21 protein-coding genes are annotated in these 21,844 nt (G+C 60.1%); 9 read left to right on the top strand and 12 right to left on the bottom strand.

The window, feature by feature from the left end:
- Window positions 1-2 precede the first annotated feature (2 nt).
- The 5 genes from CSE6_RS02165 to CSE6_RS02145 all read left to right on the top strand — a co-directional run bounded on the left by CSE6_RS02165 (window position 3) and on the right by CSE6_RS02145 (window position 4,680).
- Entirely contained in the window at window positions 3-704 is a 702-nt protein-coding gene (locus CSE6_RS02165) for a 3-oxoacid CoA-transferase subunit A (RefSeq protein WP_059439797.1), read from the top strand.
- Window positions 705-735: 31 nt separating this feature from the next.
- Window positions 736-1,377 (top strand): 3-oxoacid CoA-transferase subunit B, encoded by a 642-nt coding sequence (locus CSE6_RS02160; RefSeq protein ID WP_003058693.1) that lies wholly within the window; start codon window positions 736-738, stop codon window positions 1,375-1,377.
- Between the two features lie 56 nt (window positions 1,378-1,433).
- Complete coding sequence (pcaF, locus tag CSE6_RS02155) at window positions 1,434-2,645, top strand: 3-oxoadipyl-CoA thiolase (protein ID WP_034357429.1); 1,212 nt, start codon at window positions 1,434-1,436, stop codon at window positions 2,643-2,645.
- 165 nt (window positions 2,646-2,810) lie between these two features.
- On the top strand, window positions 2,811-3,806 hold the full coding sequence (locus CSE6_RS02150; protein WP_059439796.1) for a tripartite tricarboxylate transporter substrate binding protein: 996 nt from the start codon (window positions 2,811-2,813) through the stop codon (window positions 3,804-3,806).
- A gap of 136 nt (window positions 3,807-3,942) precedes the next feature.
- Complete coding sequence (locus CSE6_RS02145; RefSeq protein ID WP_059439795.1) at window positions 3,943-4,680, top strand: SDR family oxidoreductase; 738 nt, start codon at window positions 3,943-3,945, stop codon at window positions 4,678-4,680.
- Between the two features lie 254 nt (window positions 4,681-4,934).
- On the opposite strand, the gene CSE6_RS02140 is transcribed toward CSE6_RS02145, so the two are convergent.
- The gene (locus CSE6_RS02140; RefSeq protein ID WP_003058703.1) at window positions 4,935-5,780 is read right to left on the bottom strand and encodes an SIS domain-containing protein; all 846 of its coding nucleotides are present in this window, start codon (window positions 5,778-5,780) and stop codon (window positions 4,935-4,937) included.
- A gap of 244 nt (window positions 5,781-6,024) precedes the next feature.
- Here CSE6_RS02140 and tal point away from each other — a divergent pair, with 244 nt between their 5' ends.
- Together tal and pgi are read left to right on the top strand one after the other, a co-directional pair.
- The gene (tal, locus tag CSE6_RS02135; protein ID WP_059439881.1) at window positions 6,025-6,990 is read left to right on the top strand and encodes a transaldolase; all 966 of its coding nucleotides are present in this window, start codon (window positions 6,025-6,027) and stop codon (window positions 6,988-6,990) included.
- Window positions 6,991-7,002: 12 nt separating this feature from the next.
- Window positions 7,003-8,607, top strand: a complete 1,605-nt coding sequence (gene pgi, locus CSE6_RS02130; RefSeq protein WP_059439794.1) for a glucose-6-phosphate isomerase — start codon at window positions 7,003-7,005, stop codon at window positions 8,605-8,607.
- A gap of 45 nt (window positions 8,608-8,652) precedes the next feature.
- Here the strand turns inward: pgi and CSE6_RS02125 are convergent, their stop codons facing one another.
- From CSE6_RS02125 to CSE6_RS02080, 10 genes are all read right to left on the bottom strand, one after another.
- Window positions 8,653-9,558, bottom strand: coding sequence for an SAM-dependent methyltransferase (locus CSE6_RS02125; protein WP_003062013.1), 906 nt, complete (start codon window positions 9,556-9,558; stop codon window positions 8,653-8,655).
- Window positions 9,558-10,175: a DUF1415 domain-containing protein gene (locus tag CSE6_RS02120; RefSeq protein ID WP_003062011.1), complete on the bottom strand. Its 618-nt coding sequence runs from the start codon at window positions 10,173-10,175 to the stop codon at window positions 9,558-9,560. The genes CSE6_RS02125 and CSE6_RS02120 overlap by 1 nt, the downstream gene beginning before the upstream one ends.
- A gap of 155 nt (window positions 10,176-10,330) precedes the next feature.
- Entirely contained in the window at window positions 10,331-11,509 is a 1,179-nt protein-coding gene (locus tag CSE6_RS02115; protein WP_059439793.1) for a deoxyguanosinetriphosphate triphosphohydrolase, read from the bottom strand.
- A gap of 84 nt (window positions 11,510-11,593) precedes the next feature.
- Window positions 11,594-12,691 carry a 3-dehydroquinate synthase gene (gene aroB / locus CSE6_RS02110; RefSeq protein WP_059439792.1) on the bottom strand — a complete coding sequence of 366 codons (1,098 nt, stop codon included), beginning with the start codon at window positions 12,689-12,691 and terminating at the stop codon, window positions 11,594-11,596.
- A 64-nt stretch (window positions 12,692-12,755) separates the two neighbouring features.
- Window positions 12,756-13,292: a shikimate kinase gene (locus CSE6_RS02105; protein ID WP_059439791.1), complete on the bottom strand. Its 537-nt coding sequence runs from the start codon at window positions 13,290-13,292 to the stop codon at window positions 12,756-12,758.
- A gap of 114 nt (window positions 13,293-13,406) precedes the next feature.
- Window positions 13,407-15,521, bottom strand: a complete 2,115-nt coding sequence (pilQ, locus tag CSE6_RS02100) for a type IV pilus secretin PilQ (protein WP_059439790.1) — start codon at window positions 15,519-15,521, stop codon at window positions 13,407-13,409.
- Entirely contained in the window at window positions 15,518-16,069 is a 552-nt protein-coding gene (locus tag CSE6_RS02095) for a pilus assembly protein PilP (RefSeq protein ID WP_034357416.1), read from the bottom strand. Before CSE6_RS02095 ends, pilQ begins: the two co-directional genes overlap by 4 nt.
- Window positions 16,066-16,740 carry a type 4a pilus biogenesis protein PilO gene (locus tag CSE6_RS02090; RefSeq protein ID WP_034381535.1) on the bottom strand — a complete coding sequence of 225 codons (675 nt, stop codon included), beginning with the start codon at window positions 16,738-16,740 and terminating at the stop codon, window positions 16,066-16,068. Before CSE6_RS02090 ends, CSE6_RS02095 begins: the two co-directional genes overlap by 4 nt.
- Window positions 16,740-17,351: a PilN domain-containing protein gene (locus CSE6_RS02085; RefSeq protein ID WP_012837038.1), complete on the bottom strand. Its 612-nt coding sequence runs from the start codon at window positions 17,349-17,351 to the stop codon at window positions 16,740-16,742. The genes CSE6_RS02090 and CSE6_RS02085 overlap by 1 nt, the downstream gene beginning before the upstream one ends.
- Entirely contained in the window at window positions 17,348-18,430 is a 1,083-nt protein-coding gene (locus tag CSE6_RS02080) for a pilus assembly protein PilM (RefSeq protein ID WP_012837037.1), read from the bottom strand. Before CSE6_RS02080 ends, CSE6_RS02085 begins: the two co-directional genes overlap by 4 nt.
- Window positions 18,431-18,779: 349 nt before the next feature.
- Here CSE6_RS02080 and CSE6_RS02075 point away from each other — a divergent pair, with 349 nt between their 5' ends.
- Window positions 18,780-21,110: a penicillin-binding protein 1A gene (locus tag CSE6_RS02075; RefSeq protein WP_034381532.1), complete on the top strand. Its 2,331-nt coding sequence runs from the start codon at window positions 18,780-18,782 to the stop codon at window positions 21,108-21,110.
- Window positions 21,111-21,176: 66 nt separating this feature from the next.
- Here CSE6_RS02075 and cyaY read toward each other — a convergent pair whose 3' ends face one another.
- Window positions 21,177-21,518: an iron donor protein CyaY gene (cyaY, locus tag CSE6_RS02070; protein WP_003061987.1), complete on the bottom strand. Its 342-nt coding sequence runs from the start codon at window positions 21,516-21,518 to the stop codon at window positions 21,177-21,179.
- A gap of 12 nt (window positions 21,519-21,530) precedes the next feature.
- On the opposite strand from cyaY, the gene CSE6_RS02065 reads away from it, so the two are divergent.
- Complete coding sequence (locus CSE6_RS02065; protein WP_059439789.1) at window positions 21,531-21,779, top strand: lipoprotein; 249 nt, start codon at window positions 21,531-21,533, stop codon at window positions 21,777-21,779.
- Window positions 21,780-21,844 lie beyond the last annotated feature (65 nt).

The raw sequence follows: 21,844 nt of genomic DNA, 5'->3' as shown, positions 1-21,844 counted from the left end.
CCATGATCAACAAGATCGCCGACTCGGTCGCTCAGGCCCTGTCCGGCATTCAAGACGGCTCCACCGTGCTCATCGGCGGCTTCGGCACCTCAGGCATCCCCGGCGAGCTGATCGACGGCCTGATCGCCCAGGGTGCACGCGAGCTCACCGTGGTCAACAACAACGCCGGCAATGGCGACACCGGCCTGGCCGCCCTGCTCAAGACCGGCCAGGTGCGCAAGATCATCTGCAGCTTCCCGCGCCAGGTGGACAGCTGGGTCTTCGACGAGCTGTACCGCAGCGGCAAGATCGAGCTCGAGCTGGTGGCCCAGGGCAATCTGGCCGAGCGCATGCGCGCCGCTGCTGCGGGCATAGGCGCTTTCTTCTGCCCCACGGCCTACGGCACCGAACTCGCCAAAGGCAAGGAAACGCGCGAAATCAACGGCAAGCACTATGTGCTGGAGCACCCCATTCATGGCGATGTGGCCCTGATCAAGGCCGAAAAAGGCGACCGCTGGGGCAATCTGACCTATCGCATGTCGGCGCGCAACTTCGGCCCCGTGATGGCTTCGGCCGCCAGGTTCACCGTTGCCACCGTGCATGACATCGTGGAGCTCGGCGAGCTTGACCCCGAATCCGTGGTCACCCCGGGCATCTATGTGAGCCAGGTGGTGAAGATCGAGCGCGTGGCCACCCAGGCCGGCGGCTTCAAGAAGGCGGCCTGAGCCAGCCAAGGTCCAGCAAGGAGATACAAGCGTGAGCTATCAAAAACGAAGCAAGGACGAACTGGCCCTGCGCGTGGCCCAGGACATTCATGACGGTGCCTATGTGAATCTGGGCATAGGCCAGCCCACCCTGGTGGCCAACCACATTCCCGCAGGACGCGAGATCGTGCTGCAAAGCGAGAACGGCATTCTGGGCATGGGCCCGGCACCGGCGGCCGGCTCCGAAGACTACGACCTGACCAATGCCGGCAAGCAGCCCGTGACCCTGCTGCCCGGCGGCAGCTATTTCCACCACGCCGACAGCTTCGCCATGATGCGCGGCGGCCACCTGGACATCTGCGTGCTCGGAGCCTTCCAGGTTTCGGCCACGGGCGACCTGGCCAACTGGAGCACCGGCGAGCCCGGCGCCATTCCCGCCGTGGGCGGAGCCATGGACCTGGCGATTGGCGCCAAGCAGACCTGGGTGATGATGGATCTGCTCACCAAAAAGGGCGAGAGCAAGGTCGTGGCCCAGTGCAGCTACCCGCTGACCGGCCTGGGCTGCGTCAAGCGCATCTATACCGATCTGTGCACCCTGGCATGCACACCCGAGGGGCTGCGCCTGATCGACAAGGTCGAAGGCCTGGAGCACGCCGAACTCGAACGCATCGTGGGCCTGCCCATCGCGGCCTGAACTTCAGGCCAATCCCGTCTGCACCAGAAGCTCAATTTTCATAACGGAGACATGCCATGAGCAACCAGAACCAAGCCTTTATCTGCGACGCCATCCGCACCCCCTTCGGTCGCTACGGCGGCGCGCTGTCCAGCGTGCGCACCGATGATCTGGGCGCACTGCCCATCAAGGCGCTGATGCAGCGCAACCCCGACGTGGACTGGACCGCCGTGGCCGATGTGCTCTATGGCTGTGCCAACCAGGCCGGCGAAGACAACCGCAACGTGGCGCGCATGTCGGCGCTGCTGGCCGGCCTGCCCATCGATGTGCCCGGCGCCACCATCAACCGCCTGTGCGGCTCGGGTCTGGACGCTGTCGGCACGGCCGCGCGCGCCATCAAGTCCGGCGAAGCCCGCCTGATGATCGCCGGCGGCGTGGAAAGCATGAGCCGCGCCCCCTTCGTCATGCCCAAGGCCGAGTCCGCCTTCAGCCGCAACAATGCCGTCTACGACACCACCATCGGCTGGCGCTTTGTCAACAAGCTGATGAAAGCCCAGTACGGCGTGGACTCCATGCCCGAGACCGCCGAAAACGTGGCCGATGATTTCGGAATCGAACGCGAAGCCCAGGACCGCATGGCCCTGGCCAGCCAGGAAAAGGCCGCGGCCGCCATTGCGGCCGGCCATCTGGCGCGCGAGATCGTGCCCGTCTCCATCGCCCAGAAAAAGGGCGATCCCATCGTCGTGAGCCAGGACGAGCACCCCCGCGCCACCACCATCGAGGCCTTGGCCAGGCTCAAGGGCGTGGTACGGCCTGACGGCACGGTCACAGCCGGCAACGCCAGCGGCGTCAACGACGGTGCCTGCGCACTGCTGCTGGCCAACGAGGAAGCAGCCAGCCAGTATGGTCTGGTGCCGCGCGCCCGTGTGGTCGGCATGGCCGTGGCCGGCGTCGCGCCGCGCATCATGGGCTTCGGCCCCGCTCCCGCCGTGCGCAAGGTGCTGACCCAGACAGGACTGACTCTTGAGCAGATGGATGTCATCGAGCTCAACGAAGCCTTTGCCGCACAAGGCCTGGCCGTGCTGCGCGACCTTGGCATTGCCGACGACGACCGCCGTGTCAACCAGTGGGGCGGCGCCATCGCCCTGGGTCACCCCCTGGGCGCATCGGGCGCCCGCCTGGCCACCACGGCCGTGAACCAGCTGCATGCCTTCGGCGGCCGCTATGCGCTGTGCACCATGTGCATAGGCGTGGGCCAGGGCATCGCCGTGGTGCTCGAACGCGTCTGATCCCGACTGCGGCAGGGACCGGCCAAGTCCGGCCTGCTGCCGCCCCCTGCCTCTTACACCAAAACAACGACCGCTGGAGTGCAGCTCTTTTCGGAGCTACGCCACCGCGGCAGCCCGCGCCCCGGCCACTGGCCGGCGGTGTCTTGCCTTTTTCCGGAGACCTAGATGTCCAATTCCCTTTCCCTGTCTCGCCGCCGCAGCCTGCAAACCCTGGCAGCAAGCGCCCTGTTTGCTCTGGGCGCTGCTCCCTCCATGGCCCAGACGCCCTATCCCAGCAAGCCCATCACCATGATCGTGCCCTTCTCGGCCGGCGGCACGACCGACATCCTGGCGCGCGTGGTGGGCCAGGCCCTGAGCACCGAACTGGGCCAGAGCATCATCATTGACAACCGCCCCGGCGCGGGCGGCAATATCGGCGGCCAGGCCGCAGCCCGTGCAGCTGGCGACGGCTACACCCTGTTCATGGGGACGGTGGGCACGCACGCCATCAACGAAGCCCTGTACAAGAAGATGCCCTTCGACCCGGTCAAGGACTTTGCTCCGCTGACCCGCGTCGCCAATGTGCCCAATCTGCTGGTGGCCCACCCCAGCCAGCCCTTCAAGACGGTCAAGGAAATGATGGCCTACGCCAAGGCCAATCCCGGCAAGCTGAATTTCGGCTCCTCGGGCTCGGGCAGTTCCATCCATCTGTCGGGCGAGCTGTTCAAGTCCATGACCTACCTGGACATGGTGCATGTGCCCTACAAGGGCAGCGCGCCGGCCATCACCGATCTGCTGGGCAACCAGATCGCCATCATGTTCGACAACATGCCCTCGGCCATCCAGCATGTGCGCTCGGGCAAGCTGCGCCCCATCGCCGTGACCACGGCCAAGCGCTCGCCCGAGCTGCCCGATGTGCCCACGGTCGCCGAAGCCGGCGTGCCCGGCTATGAAGCCACCTCCTGGTTCGGTCTCTTCGTGCCTGTCAAGACACCTGCCGACATCCAGCAAAAGCTGCATGCCGCCATTGCCAAGGTGCTCAAGGATCCCGCCGTGATCAAGAAGATCAACGACCAGGGCGGCGAAGTCGTGATCGACACCCAGGAAGGCTTTGCCAAGTTCATCGACGCCGAAGCCAAGAAGTGGGGCAAGGTCGTCAAGGACTCCGGCGCCAGCGTCTGATCCCCCCAGGTGCCGGCCTGTCCCGGCCGCCCCTGGCTCCAGAACCAGCACTGCCGGCGCATGCCGGCGGTTGCTGTTGCCCTCCCGGGCCCGCGCCTGTCTCAACCGCCCAGTTTTCCGTCTGAAAGTTATTGCCATGTCTTCCCAGAGCGCCTCCCTTACTGACCGCCCTCGCGTGTTGATCACCGGTGGCGGAGCCGGCATCGGCGCCGCCGCTGCCGAGCGCTGCCGCGCCGACGGCTACGAGCCCATCATCATCGACCGCGTGGTCGATCACGTTCCCGGCGGCATACAGGCCGACCTCAGCGATGCCGAGGACACGGCCCGCGCCCTGCGCCAGGCTCTGGAAACCGGCCCCATCACGCGCCTGATCAACAACGTCGGCGTGGTCGTACCCAACGACGCCGCCTCGCAGACCCTGGCCGAGTTCGACCTGGCCGTCTCGCTGAACTTGCGCTGCGCCTTCCAGTGCATGCAGGCCCTGCTGCCCGGCATGAAGCACGCGGGGTTCGGGCGCATCGTCAACATGTCCTCGCGCGCCGCGCTGGGCAAGGACTTGCGCACAGCCTACGCGGCCACCAAGGCCGGTCTGATCGGCATGACCCGCGTCTGGGCGCTGGAGCTTGGCCAATGGGGCATCACGGCCAACGCCATAGGCCCCGGCCCGATACGCACCGAGCTGTTCGACAAGGCCAATCCGCCCGACGCCCCGCGCACGCAGAAGATCATTGCTTCCGTACCTGTCAAGCGGGTGGGCACTCCCGAGGATGTGGCCCATGCCGTGTCTTACATGCTCGACGAGCGCAGCGGCTTTGTGACCGGACAGGTGCTCTATGTCTGCGGCGGCATGACCGTGGGCGTCGCCTCCGTGTAAGCGGCTCGATCCGAGCTGCTGCCCGGGCAAGCCAAGTCCCCAAGCCGCAGATGCATCACCCTCGTCCGGCGCGCACCCTGCAAGCCTTCGGGATCTGGATGCTTTTTAATTTTGATAGCTTAAAGCGCCTTCCCCAGAATGATTTCAATGTGTTTCATGCTTGAAACCATTTATGGAAAGGCGACAGAAGCTCTCAATAAGAGAGTCCTCTTGCTTGCCATCTCGACGCGCACAGGCCGCGCCTTTGCTGGCCCTCAGGTATAGCGCTTGGCGCGCAGATTGTTCTTCATCTGCTCCAGCGCCGGCTGCAGTGCCGGCCCGATGCGCAAAGCCACACAGGTCGCCAGCACATCAATGATGAGCAGGTGCAGCAGCCGCGAGACCATGGGACTGTAGCGGTCGTAGCCTTCGGGATGATCGGCAGCCAGATGCACCTGGCAAGCGGAGGCAAGAGGTGAGCCGCTGGCCGTGATGGCGATGGTGGTGGCTCCGTTCTTGCGGGCGATATCTGCGGCATCCATCAGATCTCGCGTACGGCCGGAGTTCGAGATGATGACCACGCAGTCCCCCGGCCCCAGCAAGGTAGCGCTCATGACCTGCATATGGCCATCGCTGGTGGCCAGACTGGTCACACCGAGGCGGAAAAACTTGTGCTGGGCATCCAGCGCCACGATGCCCGAGTTCCCGGCGCCGTAAAACTCGATGCGCTTGCCGGTCTGCCAGGTCGCTGCAATTGCCTGCGCAGCCTGCTCTATGGCCGCCGTGCTGGCCGCATTGCGGTACTGCAGAAAAGCGGCAACCGCGTTGTCCACCACCTTGACCATGACATCGCTGGTCTTGTCATCGCTGTCCACACTGCGATGGATGAAGGGCACGCCTTCGCTGACGCTGCCCGCGAGCTTGAGCTTGAAGTCCGCCAGGCCGTCATAACCCATGCTGCGGCAAAAGCGCACCACCGTGGGTTTGCTGACATGCGCCCGCACTGCCAGCTCTCGCACCGGCAGATGCGCGAAGGCCCGCGGATCGGCCAGTACCAAGCGTGCAACACGCTGCTCTGCAGGCGCCAGGGACGGAAGGGAGGCAGTAATCCGATCAAGCATATTGGCGCAGATGAGGTGGAGGCAATGAATGAGTGCAGAAAAAAGCGAGCATAAGACCGAAGCGCCTCATGCCTCGCAAAATGGCAGCAAAACTTGAATATTTCCGCAAATAAATAGGCAAGCGCAAATATTCAGCAGGGTTTGCCTTGATACATCATCAAACAGAGTGGCGGCAGCCTCGTTTTCAATCTGGGATTCACGCTCTACACTTGCTGGTTAGTTTGAAACACAGCAAAGGATGGACATGAATCAGTTGGAGGCGCTCAAGCAATTCACGACCGTGGTCGCGGACACCGGTGATTTTCATCAATTGGCGCAGTTTCAACCGCAAGATGCCACCACCAATCCATCCCTGATTCTCAAAGCGGTTCAAAAGACCGAATATGCGCCCCTGATGCGCGCCACCGTGGCGCAATTCAAAGACAGAGGGCTGGACGAAATCATGGACCGAACGCTGGTGCGCTTCGGCTGCGAGATTCTGAACACCATACCCGGTCGTGTCTCTACCGAGGTCGATGCCCGCCTGTCTTTCGACACCGTGGCCACGGTCACGCGCGCCGAGCGACTGATCGAGCTGTATCAGGCCGCAGGCATCCACACCGAGCGCGTGCTCATCAAGATCGCCGCCACCTGGGAAGGGATTGAAGCGGCCCGCATTCTCGAGCAGCGCGGCATTCACACCAATCTGACGCTGCTGTTCTCCTTCTGCCAGGCCGTTGCCTGCGGCCAGGCCAAGGTCCAGCTGATCTCGCCCTTTGTGGGCCGCATCTACGACTGGTACAAAAAGCAGGCCGGCACGCAATGGGATGAGGCCGCCATGGCCGGCGCCAATGATCCGGGCGTGCGCTCCGTACAGAAAATTTACGACTATTACAAACATTTCGATGTTTCCACCGAGGTCATGGGTGCAAGCTTTCGTAATACCGGCCAGATTCTAGCTCTGGCGGGCTGCGATCTGCTTACCATTGCACCTGAGCTGCTGGCCCAGCTCCGCGCACAGCAGGACGACGCCATGCCTTTGACCCGCGCCCTGGACCCGGACAAGGCCAGAGCCCAGCCGCAGGAACGCGTTCTATATGACCAGGCCTCGTTTCGCTTTGCGCTGAACGAAGATGCCATGGCCACCGAAAAGCTGGCCGAGGGCATTCGCGCTTTCACCGCGGACACCCTGAAGCTGGAAGCATTGATGCAGCAAGCGGCTGCAGATTGACGGAAATTTCCTTTGACACTTCTTTGTCACGAGCTGCCTGCCTGGCAGGCTTTGCAAACCCATTACCGGTCGCAGATCCAGCATCTGGATTTGCGCCAGGCTTTTGCACAAGACCCACAACGTCTTGACGCCCTGAGCATGCAGGCGCCACATGTCTTCGCCGATCTGTCGAAGAACCTCTGGACTGGCGAGACCGAGGCCTTGCTGAGACAGCTTGCGGCCGAGAGCGGGCTCGCGGGCAAGCGCGATGCCATGCTGGCCGGCGCAGCCATCAATACCAGCGAGCAGCGCAGCGCGATGCACTGGCTGCTGCGCACTCCTGCAAACGGCGGGCAGCTCGCCCAGTCCCCCGTGCTTCGGTCCTGGCCCCAGGACATGCATTCGGCACTGCGTGAAGTTCACGACACGCAGGATCGAATGCTCGCCCTGGCCGATCAGATCAGGGGCAGCCAACAGATCACCGATATCGTCAATATCGGCATCGGCGGCTCGCACCTGGGTCCGGAAGTCGTGGTCAATGCCCTTGAGGACTGGATAGACCAGGACAAGAACTTTCACTTTGTATCCAACGTGGACGGCCATGAACTGGGACATGTGCTGCGCCGGGTCCAACCGGAAAGCACGCTGTTTCTGATTGCCTCCAAATCCTTCACCACGGCCGAGACCATGCTAAATGCTCGCTCGGCCAGGCAGTGGTTTCTCGATCATGGCGGCAGCGAAGATCCGCAGGCCCCATGCTCGATCGACCGACACTTCGTGGCCCTCACCACCAATACACAGGCGGCCGCAGAGTTCGGCATACAGCGCACTCTGGGCTTCTGGGACTGGGTAGGCGGACGCTTTTCGCTGTGGTCCGCCATCGGCTTGCCTATCGCCATCGCCATAGGCTCGGCGCAATTCAGGGCGCTACTGGGCGGCGCGCACGCGATGGACGCCCACTTTTTCACAGCCCCTCTGGAGAGCAATCTCCCGGTGCGCCTGGGACTGCTGGACGTCTGGTATCGCAATTTCTGCCAGTTTTCCAGCCGCTGCATTGCACCTTACAGCCATGGACTGCGCCGCCTGACGGCCTATCTGCAGCAACTGGAGATGGAGAGCAATGGCAAAAGCATCAACAAGAATGGCGTTCGGCTCACAGCTCCCACGGCACCGGTGATCTGGGGCGAGCCCGGCACCAATGGGCAACATGCTTTTTTCCAGATGCTGCACCAGGGGCAGGATGTCATACCGGTCGAATTCATTGCCCTGCGCGACGGGGGCAAATACCTGGGAGAGCACCATCAAAGCCTGGTGGTCAACGCGATTGCCCAGGCCCAGGCGCTGATGGTGGGGCGCTGCGGCGAAGGTCTGGAAAAAGACTGCGACGGCAATCGCCCCAGCAGTTTCTTGATGCTTGAAAGACTGGATCCAGCCTCTCTGGGTGCCTTGATTGCGCTGTATGAACATCGCATTTTTGTCTCTGGCGCCATCTGGGACATCAACAGCTTCGACCAGTGGGGTGTGGAACTGGGCAAGAAGCTGGCAAAGCAGCTTCATGCCCGCCAGAACCACAATGACTGGGAAGGAGTGGACGCGTCAACGCAGGAGCTGATGAAGCGCCTGATGGAAGGTCACTGAGCATCACAAGCAGCGGGCCCGGCAGAGTTCATGCTTCAAGCCTGCTCAGACCGCGCTGGTTTGCTGCAAATGGGGATAGCGCACGCCAGCCAGACCTTCCAGTCCAAACTCGGCGAGGAGCTGACGCAGGCGTTGCGCCGCACTGCGCTTTTTCTGTCCCGTATAACGGGCCACAATCAATTCGTTTTTCATGCTGTGCTCCCAGCCCACCAGCTCGGTGACCGTGACCTGGTAGCCGCAAGCCTCCAGATACAGACAGCGCAGCACATTGGTAATCTGACTGCCCATCTCGCGAGTGTGGATCGGGTGACGCCACAACTCGGCCAGCGGAGTGCGCGCCAGGCTCATGGCCTTGGTCTGGCGCAGGCATGCAGCCACTTCGGCCTGGCAGCAAGGCACCAGCACCATGGCCTTGGCCTGCTTTTCCAACCCGAAGGCTATCGCATCATCAGTCGCCGTATCGCAGGCGTGCAAGGCCGTGACCACGTCAAACTGCGAAGGCATGAAGTCTGCTCGCGTGGACTCGGCCACCGACATATTGAGAAACTCCATGCGCTCGAAGCCAAGTTCAGCCGCAAGCTTCTGAGATGCCTCGACCAGCGGCGCCCGCGTCTCGATACCGAAAATCCGGCCCTGAGCCAAGGCCTTGAAATACAGGTCGTAAAGAATGAACCCCAGATAGGACTTGCCCGCACCATGGTCAGCCAATGTCACGGCATGCCCATCCTTGGACAGCTCGGCAAGCAAAGGCTCGATGAACTGATAGAGGTGATAGACCTGCTTGAGCTTGCGGCGCGAATCCTGATTGAGCTTTCCCTCGCGCGTCAGAATATGCAGGGCCTTGAGCAACTCAAGGCTCTGGCCGGGCTTGAGCCCCAGTTGCTCGGCGATATCAAGTGCCCCTGCTTTGGCGGGCTTTTGCAGGCTCTGCTTTTTATCGGTCTTGCCCATCACTTCTCTGCCTTCGTCTGACCATGGCCGGTCACGGGGCAGCGAGCCCCGACATCCAGGTCCAGCCAGCCTTCGATGCCGATCTTTTCCAGCGTTTCCATATTGCGCTCGTATATCGTTTCGGCTTCCGGAAACACCTCCACAGCCTTGTCGATGCTGTCTTCGCGCAGCAAGTGCAATATGGGATAGGGAGCACGATTGGTGCAGTTGGTAACGTCGTCCACATCCGTGCCCTCAAACTGAAATTGAGGATGAAACGAGGCGACCTGCAAAATACCACCCAGATCCAGCTCCTCGATCATGGCATCCGCCACTTCAAGAAAGTCATTGAAGTCCAGAAAATCCTGCAGGGCATGGGGCAGTATCAGCAGTGTGGTGTCGCGTTTTTCTGCGTTGGCTTCGGCCAGGGCTTCAAGCTCGCGATGCAGGGCCTCGGCAACCGCCTCTGCATCGGTCGCATCGCTGACGGCATAGTGGATCTGAGCCTTGACATGCACGCCTTTGGCGAAAGGGCATAGGTTGAGACCTATCACGGCCTTTTCCAGCCAGCGCACGGTATCCGCAATCACAAGCTCCGGCGGGAAAGCCTGATCGGCGATGGTTGAAGTTTCGGTCATGACAGGGCCCTCCAAAATGCAAACGGGGGCCATCGCCCCCAAAGAATGCGCACTGGGCGGGAAATATTCCGGCTCTAGATACACAGAACCGCTATTTTAGCGATCCGGCCTGTGCCATGCTCGCCACTGGCAGCAAGACCGTTGGCGAGCTTCCTTCAGGCCTCGCCCAGCAGCCTAAGCCCGGTGATGCGCTCATGCTCGCGCGCCGCATAACGATCCGTCATACCCGCAATGAAGTCTGCCACCACTCGCGCACGTTCATGCAGGGTAGTGACGATATGGGCACGCTGAACAAAGCGCGGCTTCATGCGTTCAGGCTCCACCATATAAGCGGCAAACAGCTCTTTCACAACTTGCTGGGCACTGTTCATGGTCTGCATGACTTGAGGGTGCCGATAGAGCTGCCTGAACAAGAACTGCTTTAGCACCAGGGACTGCGCTTTCATCTCTTCGCTGAAACCGATCAGCGTCCGATCATGCTGACGAACCTCCTGCACCGAGCGCACAGCCGCCTGCTCAATACCGGCCTGTGAGTGATGGATGACATCATAGACCTGGTCGCTGAGCATGCGGCGAATGCTCTCATAGAGCAGCTTGCGCTGAGCATCCGGCAGAGCCAGATCGGGCCAATCCGCCAATGTCGAGGCGTAATAGCGGGCAAACAAAGGCACGGCTTCACGCAGCTGGGCCATGGTGATCAGACCCGATCGAACGCCGTCGTCCACATCGTGGGCGTTATAGGCAATCGCATCCGCCAGATTGCATAGCTGTGCCTCCAGAGAAGGCTGAGTGCCATCCAGAAAACGCAGAGCCACGCCGCCGGGCTCACGTGCATTCAGCAATTGCGCATTGCTGAGCGAGCAATGCTTGAGAATTCCCTCGCGCGTTTCAAAAGTCAGGTTCAGACCGTCAAAGGCAGGATAACGTTCCTCCAACCTGTCCACTACACGCAGACTTTGCAGATTGTGCTCAAAACCGCCATGAGGCTTCATGCACTCATTGAGCGCGTCTTGCCCCGCATGTCCAAAAGGTGTGTGCCCCAGATCATGCGCCAGACAGATGGCTTCAACCAGGTCTTCATCCAGCCGCAAAGAACGCGCGATGGAGCGCCCCAGCTGCGCCACTTCCAGAGAATGCGTGAGCCGGGTTCGGAACAGATCGCCCTCATGATTCACAAAGACCTGGGTCTTGTAAACCAGTCGCCTGAAGGCCGAGGAGTGAACAATGCGATCCCGATCGCGCTGAAAGTCGCTGCGCGTGGGAGCCTGGGGCTCAGCAAAGCGACGCCCGCGGCTTTGCTGGGGATGGCAGGCGTAGGAAGCCAGAGCGGTCATGCAAATCGCCTCAACAACTCGATGCAATGACTCTAACAGCTATGGGCTCGCTTCCCCCAGTGTCTGCTCACATAGCGCCACCCATCAAGCGCAGCAACTCTCGATCACTTCACGCACCAGCGCGTCGGGGGCCGACCTCATCACTGCCTTGCCGGGACCATCGATCAGCACAAAGCGGATTTCACCTGCTTCGGATTTCTTGTCGACCCGCATCAGTTCCAGATAGCGACCAGCATTGTCCTGGGCATCGATGACCGCTGCGCGCACCGGCAAGCCCGCTCGCTCAATCAGCTTGCGCAGACGCGAGACAAAGCTCGCCTCCACCAGGCCAAGACGTTGGGACAGCTCCGCCGCCATCACCATGCCTGCCGCCACACCTTCACCGTGCAGCCAGTTGCCGTAGCCCATGCCGGCCTCGATCGCATGACCGAAGGTATGACCAAAATTGAGAATCGCGCGTAGACCCGCTTCCTTCTCGTCCTGCCCCACGACCCAGGCCTTGATCTCCACACTTCGCTTGACGGCATGGGCGAGCATGTCGCGATCGCGGCGCAGCAGGCCATCCATGTTCTGCTCAAGCCAGTCGAAGAACTGCATATCGGCAATAGGGCCGTATTTGATGATTTCCCCCAGACCTGCGCTCAACTCGCGCTCTGGCAGGGTATCCAGCGTAGCAAGATCGCAGAGCACCAGCTGCGGCTGGTAGAAGGCCCCAATCATGTTCTTGCCCAGCGGGTGGTTGATGGCAGTCTTGCCCCCCACCGAGGAATCGACCTGGGACAGCAGCGTGGTCGGCACCTGCACAAAAGGCACGCCACGCATATAGCTGGCGGCAGCAAAGCCCGTCATATCCCCCACAACACCGCCGCCCAGTGCAAACAGCACCGTCTTGCGGTCACAACCATGCTGCAGCAGGGCATCAAAAATCAGGTTCAGAGTCTGCCAGTCTTTATGCGCCTCGCCATCGGGCAACACCACCTCGTGAACCTGGGCGTATTGACCGCTCAAGGCCTGCTTGAGCGCAGACAGATAAAGCGGGGCCACGACATCATTCGTCACGACCAGAGCCGCCGCCGCCTTGGGCAATGCCTGCCAAGTGGAGCTCTGGGCCAGCAAGCCCTCTGCAATCACGATGGGATAGCTGCGCTCTCCCAGATCAATATGCACCGTTTCCACGTTCAACCTCTCTCAAAATACATAGCAGGAACCACACGCAGTGTATTGACCAACAAGCTTTTCAGCGCAATCAGGAATGCTGACCGAGTTCAATCTGCATGGCCACTCGCTGGGCCACCTGCGTGGCGGACAGGCCGCTGCCCGCCACCACAAAATCCGCAACCTCCTTGTAGAGCGGATCTCTGATGGCATGCAAATCCAGCAAGCGCTGCAAAGGATTGTCCACTTGCAGCAAGGGACGCTGAGTATCCCGCTGCAGGCGCTTGGCAATCTCATGCGGTGATGCACTCAGATAGACCACCTGTGCATGCTCGGCCAGCTCCTGCCGGTTTTCAGCCTTCAGCACGGCACCGCCACCTGTGGCAACCACCGCTTTCTCAGGTCGCGCCAGCAACGCTGCCAGCACCTCCTGCTCTACATCCCTGAATCTGGACTCGCCTTCCTTGGCAAAAAAATCGCGAATCGTGCAGCCGATATGCTCTTCGATGGCCACGTCCACATCCACAAAAGGCATAGACCAACGCTTGGCCAAATAGCGTCCGATGGTGGATTTGCCGGAGCCTGGCAAACCCACAAGGGCAATATGAAATTTCTTTAGAACAGTCATCGCGTTACCGTCATCCGCCAATCTGGCCAGCCCATGATTCTCGCAGCCCGCAGATATTACAAATGAAAAGGCCCGCATCAACTCGTGCGGGCCCTATGTAAAAACTGATAACAGTTATTTGCTGGTGCTGCGCGCCTGGCTCAGCATCTTGGGAGTGATGAAAACCAGCATTTCACGCTTGCTCGAAGCCTTGGTGTTGCTACGGAACAAATGCCCCAACACAGGCAGATCTCCGAACAGCGGTACCTTGTTGAGCTGGTTGGTTTCCTCCAGTTCAAAGATACCGCCAATCACGACCGTGCCGCCATTCTCGACCAACACCTGGGTCTTGACATGCTTGGTATCAATGGCGACGCCCTGAGTCGTGGTCTCACCGCGGCTGTCCTTGTTCACATCCAGATCCAGAATGATGTCGCCTTCAGGGGTAATTTGCGGAGTCACTTCCAGCTTCAGCACGGCCTTCTTGAACGAGATGGTCGTGGCGCCATTCGGCGCAGTCACGGAGTATGGGTATTCCGTGCCTTGCTCGATCAATGCCTTGTTCTGGTCTGCCGTCACCAGGCGGGGGTTGGAGATGATCTTGCCATCACCTTCTGCTTCCAAAGCAGACAGCTCCAGGGACAGGAAACGCGTCATCGAGCTATTGAAGACAGAGAATGCGACCTGCCCCACAGTGTTGACTCCCGAAACACTGGCTGGCAAATTGACAAAATTGCCACTGGGGAACTTGGAGCTTGATCCTGATCCGCTGTCAGGCAGGAACTGAGACGATGTCATGGAGGCATTGCTGCCAACAGCCCCTCCGCCAAACTTCACACCCAGCGAACGGCCAAAGGTATCGCGTGCCTCCACAATGCGGGCCTCGATCATGACCTGGCGCACCGGCACATCCAGCGTTGCCAGCAAAGCCTTCATTTCTTCCAGTTTGGTCGGCGTATCCGTCACAAACAGCTGATTGGTGCGTGGCTCGGAAATAGCGGAGCCGCGCGATGACAGAAAGCGCGTGCTGGACCCTGTACCGCCTGCACCGCCGCCGCCTGTCGAAGTCGTGATCTGCTGCAGGATGTCCGCCGCCTTTGCATAGTTGAGCTGGAAGCCTTGCGTGCGCAAAGGCTCCAGCTTCTGGATTTCCATGGCCGCTTCGTAGTCACGCTTGGTACGCGCGTCAATCTCGTCCTTGGGAGCGATCCAGAGCACGGAGCCGGACTTGCGCATGCCCAGCCCCTTGGCATCCATGATGATCTGAAGAGCCTGGTCCCAAGGCACATCCTTCAGACGCAGAGTCAAGGCACCTGTCACCGTATCCGAGGTGACGATATTGAAGTTGGTGAAGTCCGCGATGACCTGCAGCAAAGAGCGCACTTCAATATTCTGGAAATTGAGCGACAGCTTTTCGCCGCTGTAGCCCGGGCCTTGCGTCAACTTGCTGGTGTCGACCTTTTTCTGGCGCACTTCCACCACGAACTGATTGTCGCTCTGGTATGCGCTGTGCTCCCAATCACCCACAGGGTCAATGCGCATCCGAACACGATCGCCTTGCTGAGTGGTCGATATCGTTTGCACAGGCGTACCGAAATCCCCCACATCCAGCTTCTTGCGCAAATTTTCAGGCAGGGCTGTACGCAGGAAGTCCACCGTCAGGCCCTTGCCCTCCTGCCGCAGATCCACCCCCACCTGGCTGCTGCCAAGGCTGACTACAACCCGGCCGGAGCCATCGCTACCACGGCGAAAGTCGATACCGCGAATCGGAGCGGCATCAGAGGCTGCCGTCTTGTTCTCGAACACCGGAGCCATGACAGGAGCCGCAGCTGCAGCGGTTGTCGCTGCACCTGCGGGATCAAGCAAGATCAGCAAAGATTTGCCCTGGCGCTGCAAGCGATAGGTCGTAGCCGTCTTCAGATTCAATACCAGGCGTGAGCGACCCGATGCTTCCACCAGATTTGCCGAGCGCAGATTGCCCTGATTGAATTCAAGCGACGACTTGCCCGAGCCATTGCTCACACCCGGAAAATCCAGAGCGATACGCGCCGGAGACTGAACCACGAATCCGGTCGGGTCAGCAGCCAGCGGTTCGGACAGCTCGACACGGACAACCTCGGAGCCTGACTGCAAAGCGCCTGTAACAGCCTCAATGCGGGCTTGCGCCCAAGCTGCCGAAGAAAGCAAAAGGCCGCTCAGGGTCAGACCCCAACGGGCCTTCGCCATAGTGCTGCGATTAATACCCATCATTTGCCGACCTCCTGCAACTCCAAAGTGCTTGTTCTTTCAATCCAGTCACCACCGCCATCCTGGACAATTTCTCTTAGCTGGATGGAGTTTTCCGTAATCTTGGTGATCTTTCCGTAGTTCTGCCCCAGATAGTTGCCGACACGTACCTGATAGAGCAGGCCGCCGACTTTGACCAAGGCCGTGGGCACGTTCTTTTTGTCGAGACTGCCCACCATGGTCATGGTGTCCAGCGGCTCGGCCTCCAGCGGCTCCTTGCGGCGACTCAGCTCTGGCGTGAGCAACGCCGTGCTGATGTTGGATTGCGCAGACTCCTTGCGCAGCACCTGGATCAGCTTGAGCGGATTGAAGGGATCCATGCCATCAGCCCCTGTATAGGCCTGGGGCTTGAAAGGCTTGGGCTCCTCCAGAGGAGTCACGCGAGGCTTGGCATTGGCACGCTCCTGGGCCATCCACTCACGCAGTTGCTCCTCCTCGGAGGAGGTGCAACCCGCCAGCAAAGCACTGCTCATCAGGACCAGCCAGACAGGGCTCAAGAATGCTCTGCTCATTTCTTCCCCTTGGCCGCGTCACGCTGCGCCTTGACTTCGTCCGCATCCAGATATCGGAACGTCCGTGCCGTGGCATCCATGGACAGCACATCCGTGTCCTTGCCGCCCGGGGCGATGGACAGATTGTTCAAGGTCACGATACGGGACAGGAAAGCGATATCCGAGGCAAAAGCACCGATGTCGTGATAGCGCCCCGTCACCTTCAGGGTGATTGGCAGCTCGGCGTAGTACTCCTTGGTCACCATGGCGCCAGGGCGGAATACTTCAAACTGCAGGCTACGTCCCAAGCCGGCCTGGTTGATATCTGAAAGCAGAGCAGCCATCTCCGCCTTGCTGGGCAGTTGCTTTTCCAGCTGCGTCACATACTGCTGCACCTGCTCGCGCTGCTTCTTCAAGCCTTCCAGGCTCACTGCCTTGACCATTTTCCTGGAATAGTCTTCGCGCAGAGTCACCTCGGTCGCACGCTCGGCGTCGAGCTCTGCTTCGTAATCCTTCAGAACGACGAACCACAGCAAGGCTGCGACAGCGACTGCAACGGCAACATACAGCAGTGCCTTGGGCAAGGCTGGCCAGACCGAAGGGTCATTGGGATCCAGATTCCGGAATTGGCGCTGAATTCTCTCTTGCAGCGCAGCGAAATCGATGTCCAGAGATTTCTTCTTTTTTGCCATCACTGCGCCTTCACAGAAGAGCTTGCAGCAAGCAGATTCTTCTCCGCATCGCTGGCCCTGGTCAGATTGAAGCGCAATGTGAATGCAGCTGCACGGCGCTTATCCTTGGCAGTCACATCAACCGTCTTGGCCACAATTTCCATCAGCTCCGGCTTGGAGAACCAGGGCGAGCCATCCGTAAGATTGCGCAGCATCTCGGAAATACGTTCATTCGACTGCGCAGTTCCCTGCATGGTCACCGACAGGCCTTCTTGCTTGATGCTGCTGATGTAGACACCGTCCGGCAGTTGCTTGACCAGCTCATTGAGCATGTACACCGGCAGGTTGCGGTCGGACTGGAGATCCTCCACCGCCTTCTGCCGTGCACGCAGAGCGGTGATTTCGGCCTCAAGACCCTCGATTTCCTTGATCTGTGTTTCCAGGACCTTGATTTCGGAGCGCAGCAGATTGTTCTTGTTCTGCTGGCCCTCGATCATCATCTGGAAGTACCAGTAAATCAGTGCTGCGATCAGCAGTCCACCCAGTGCGCCCAGCACCATATTGACCTGAAACGCTTCTTTACGGCGCTTCTTGGCCGCCTCGCGGTGCGGCAAAAGGTTAATCAGTATCACTCTTGAAACCTCCGCATGGCCAAACCGCAAGAGGTCAGATAGGACGGCGCTTCACGAGCCATCTTCTTCAGACGCACGCCGCTGCCAATTTCCATGCCTTCGAAGGGATTGGCAAGACTGCAGGCACATCCAGTCTGCTGGCTGACGGCATCCACCAACCCCGGCAAGGACGACGATCCACCTGCCAGCAACACATGGTCGACGCGGTTGTAGGGAGTACTCGTGAAGAAGAACTGCAACGCTCGCGCCACTTCCTGGGTCAGGCTTTGCACAAAGGGCTTGAGCACACCAGCCGCGTAGTCGTCCGGCAATTCGCCGCTGCGCTTCTTGGCCTCCGCCTCTTCCGGAGAAAAACCGTACTGGCGTGCAATCAACTGGGTAAGCTGTGCACCGCCAAAGGCCTGATCACGCTCATACAGCACCTCGTCATTGCGAAGCACCTGCATGCTGGTAGTCATTGCGCCCACCTCGAATAGCGCCACGACAGCGTCACGCCCGGCATTGGGCAAACGCGACACCAGACGCGTTGCCGCCATTCGGGCGGCGTAGGGCTCGATATCGATCACCATGGGCTTGAGACCGGCAGCCTCGGCCAGGCCCTGGCGGTCCTGCACTTTTTCCTTGCGCGATGCAGCAATCAGCACATCCACATCGCCAGGCGACACCAGCGACGGGCCTATGACACAGAAATCCAGGCTCACCTCATCGAGCGAGAACGGAATGTATTGATTGGCTTCGGACTCGACCTGAACTTCCATTTCCAGCTCGGTCAAGCCGGCTGGCAAGGTGATCTTCTTGGTAATCACAGCAGCAGCTGGCAACGCCATGGCCACTTGCTTTGTACGCGTTCCGCTTTTCTTGACCAGCCGGCGCACGGCCTCCGCCACCTCATCAAATTTCTCAATATTGCCGTCGGTGATCCAGCCTTTTTCAAGAGGCTCAATCGCACAACGCTCCAGTTGCCACTCGCCGGATTTGCTTTTGGCCAGCTCGACCAGCTTCACGCTGGAGGAGCTGACATCAATGCCAAGCAAAGGTGCAGGCTGACGGCTGAATAAAGAACTCAGAGCAATCAACATGCCCCCCCAAGTTTGTAAGAATGGAAACAAAAGCCAGCAATACCCCGGAATCCTAGCAGCAAGCTATAGCAGCACATGCTTTGCTGCAGCGCTTTTCACCGTATTTCGTGGTCAAAAAAAGACAAACTTGTGTAACGTCAAACCGCAAGAACCTCAGCCCTTGCGCATACTGGTGCTTACCCTGTGATTTAGGATTCAATCAAAGCGCGGCCCCACCCCGGCCGCCACGATGCTTTTCCGGGCGGCATTTCTATAATGTCCTACCCCTTGCCAATACTGCGAAATGCCGCCATCAGAACATTCTGCTCACCAGGCACCTGCGCCTGGATCTCAAACTCCCAAAAAACGCATGCACTGGCTGCCGCGCTCCATTTTCTGGCTGATCGGAATTGCCGTCGCCGCTGCCCTGGCCGTTTTGCTGGCCGTGGCCGTGGCGCTGGCCATGGCTTACCCCAATCTTCCAGACGTCTCCGAACTTGCAGACTACCGCCCCAAGCTACCGCTGCGGGTCTACTCCAGCGAAGGCGCTCTGCTGGGAGAGTTTGGGGAGGAACGTCGCACCCTGACGCCCATCAACGAGATCCCCAAGGTCATGACGGATGCCGTGCTGGCCATCGAAGACACCCGCTTCTTCGAGCATGGCGGCGTGGACTACAAGGGCATGCTGCGTGCTGCGCTGGCCAACCTGGGCAAGGTCAAGAGCCAGGGCGCCTCCACAATCACCATGCAGGTTGCACGCAATGTCTACCTCTCTTCCGAGAAGACCTATACCCGCAAGATCTACGAAATCCTGCTGACCTTCAAGCTTGAGCACTTGCTCACCAAGGAGCAGATCCTCGAGATTTACATGAACCAGATTTTCCTTGGCAACCGTGCCTATGGCTTTGCAGCAGCCTGTGAAGCCTATTTCGGCCATCCGCTCAAGGACATCACGGTGGCCGAAGCCGCCATGCTGGCCGGCCTGCCCAAGGCTCCATCGGCCTACAACCCGATCAGCAACCCCAAGCGCGCCCGCATCCGCCAGCTCTACATCATCGAGCGCATGGAGGAAAACGGTTTCATCACCGCAGAGCAGGCCAAGCAGGCCCGCGAAGAGCCGCTCAAGCTGCGTACTGCCGCCAATTCGACCCGTGTACATGCAGAGTACGTGGCTGAAATGGCCCGTCAACTGATCTTTGCCCAATACGGCAGCGACGCCTATACCCGCGGCCTGAACGTCTACACCACCCTCAATGCCGGTGAACAGGAGGCTGCCTACAAGGCTTTGCGCGAAGGCATCATGAACTACGAACGCCGCCAGAAGTACCGCGGCCCCGAGAAGTTCATCACTCTGCCAGTCAACGCTCAGGAGCTGGAAGACGCCATCGACGATGCCCTGGCCAACCATCCCGACAACGGCGATGTGGTTGCGGCCGTGGTGCTGGAAGCCTCGCCGCGCAAAATTGTCGCGGCCCGTGCGGACGGTACCCATTTCGAGATCACGGGCGACAACCTCAAGCCCGCCGAATCTGGTCTCAGCCCCAAGGCACCGCCCAATATCAAGATCCGCCCCGGTGCCGTGATCCGCGCCATCAAGAACGCCAAGGGTGCCTGGGAAATCACCCAGCTGCCCGAAGTCGAAGGCGCTTTTGTGGCCATGTCCACGCAAACCGGCGCCATCCGCGCGCTGATCGGTGGCTTCGACTTCGAAAAGAACAAGTTCAACCACGTGACCCAGGCCTGGCGCCAGCCCGGCTCCAGCTTCAAGCCATTCATCTACTCGGCGGCGCTGGAGCACGGCTTCTCGCCCTCCACCATGATCAATGACGCACCGATCTTCTTCAGTGCGGCAACCACCGGTGGTCAGCCCTGGGAGCCCAAGAACTACGACGGCCGCTACGACGGTCCCATGACCATGCGCACGGGCTTGAACAAGTCCAAGAACATGATCTCCATCCGGTTGCTGCAGGCCATCGGCCCCAAGACCGGGCAGGAATGGGCGACGCGCTTCGGCTTTGAAGCCGCCAAACAGCCCGCTTACCTGACCATGGCTTTGGGCGCCGGTTCCGTCACGCCGCTGCAGATGGCGGGAGCCTATTCGGTGTTTGCCAACGGCGGCCATCGCATCAACCCCTGGCTGATTGCCCGAGTGACAGACCACAAGGGTCGCATCCTCTCCGAGTTCACCCCACCAGCGGTGAAGGAGCTGCCCCAGGCCATCCCCGAGCGCAATGCCTTCCTCACCGGCACCCTGCTCAATGATGTGGCACGCGTGGGCACGGCTGCACGTGCCCAGGCCACACTCAAGCGCCCCGACCTGTATGGCAAGACCGGCACCACCAATGACTCGGTGGACGCCTGGTTTGCCGGCTACCAGCCCAGCATTGCCGCTGTCTCCTGGATTGGCTACGACACCCCGCGCAACCTGGGTTCGCGCGAAACAGGTGGCGGCCTGAGCCTGCCCATCTGGATCAATTTCATGCAACACGCACTCAAGGGTGTTCCGGTGGCCGAAGTGCAAACCCCGCCCGGCGTGGTCAATATGGGCGGCGACTGGTATTACGAAGAAAACGCCCGCAACGGCGGCGTCTCCAGCCTCGGTATGGAAGGCGCCTCCGATCCTGGCAACGCAGGCCCGGGTGCCACCCAGCCTCCAGCCGCAGAGGAGCGCAGCCGCATTCTGGACCTGTTCAGAAACTAAGCCCTCGCAAAGCAAAAAGCCTGCCTCTCATCGAGGCAGGCTTTTTTATTCCAGCACCCTGAATGTTCAGGCCAGGGCCTTGAACTCCAGAGCCATGCCCGACTGCTCGCTTGCATATTGCGTCAGATTGGCAAAGAACTCGCCAGCACCCTTGGTGTCCAGCCAGACTTTCTTGTCTTCGTCAAAGCGATAGTGAAAGCCGCCTGCCTTGGCCGCCAGCCAGATTTCATGCAGGGGTTTTTGCTGGTTGATGACAATCTGGCTGCGATTGGCAAACACCAAAGTCACCATGCCGCCCACACGCTGGGCATCAAGGTCGGCATCGGTTTCGTCATTGATGCGATCACAGCATTGCTCCACAGCCAGCAGAAGTTGGTCGGCGCGATCCAGATATTCAAGGTCAGTCATTACAATTTGCCCATGTTGAAAGCCAACCAAATTTTAGTCAGGAGCATTGCCCTTGCGGCTTGTGCGGCGTCCCTGGCAGCACTTTCCGCCTGCGGGCAAAAAGGCCCGCTCTATCTGCCTACAGATCCTGCGGCGCAGGGTCGCGCCACGCTGCCCGAAACGCTGGGCATTTCCACCAAGCCTTCCAGCGCAGCAACACCTGCAAAGAAAGCCACGCCGATAGAGGCCAACGAGATTCCCCAGACCGATGCCAAGCCCTGAGGCTTGATGCACATCAACATGGCGCCCGGACTTACTCTCTAGAGTGATGGCATCTTGTCCTTTGA

Source organism: Comamonas sp. E6 (assembly GCF_001010305.1).
Taxonomy (GTDB): domain Bacteria; phylum Pseudomonadota; class Gammaproteobacteria; order Burkholderiales; family Burkholderiaceae_C; genus Comamonas; species Comamonas thiooxydans.
Note: the sequence above shows the minus strand (reverse complement) of the source record. Positions and strands in the feature narration are given on the sequence as shown.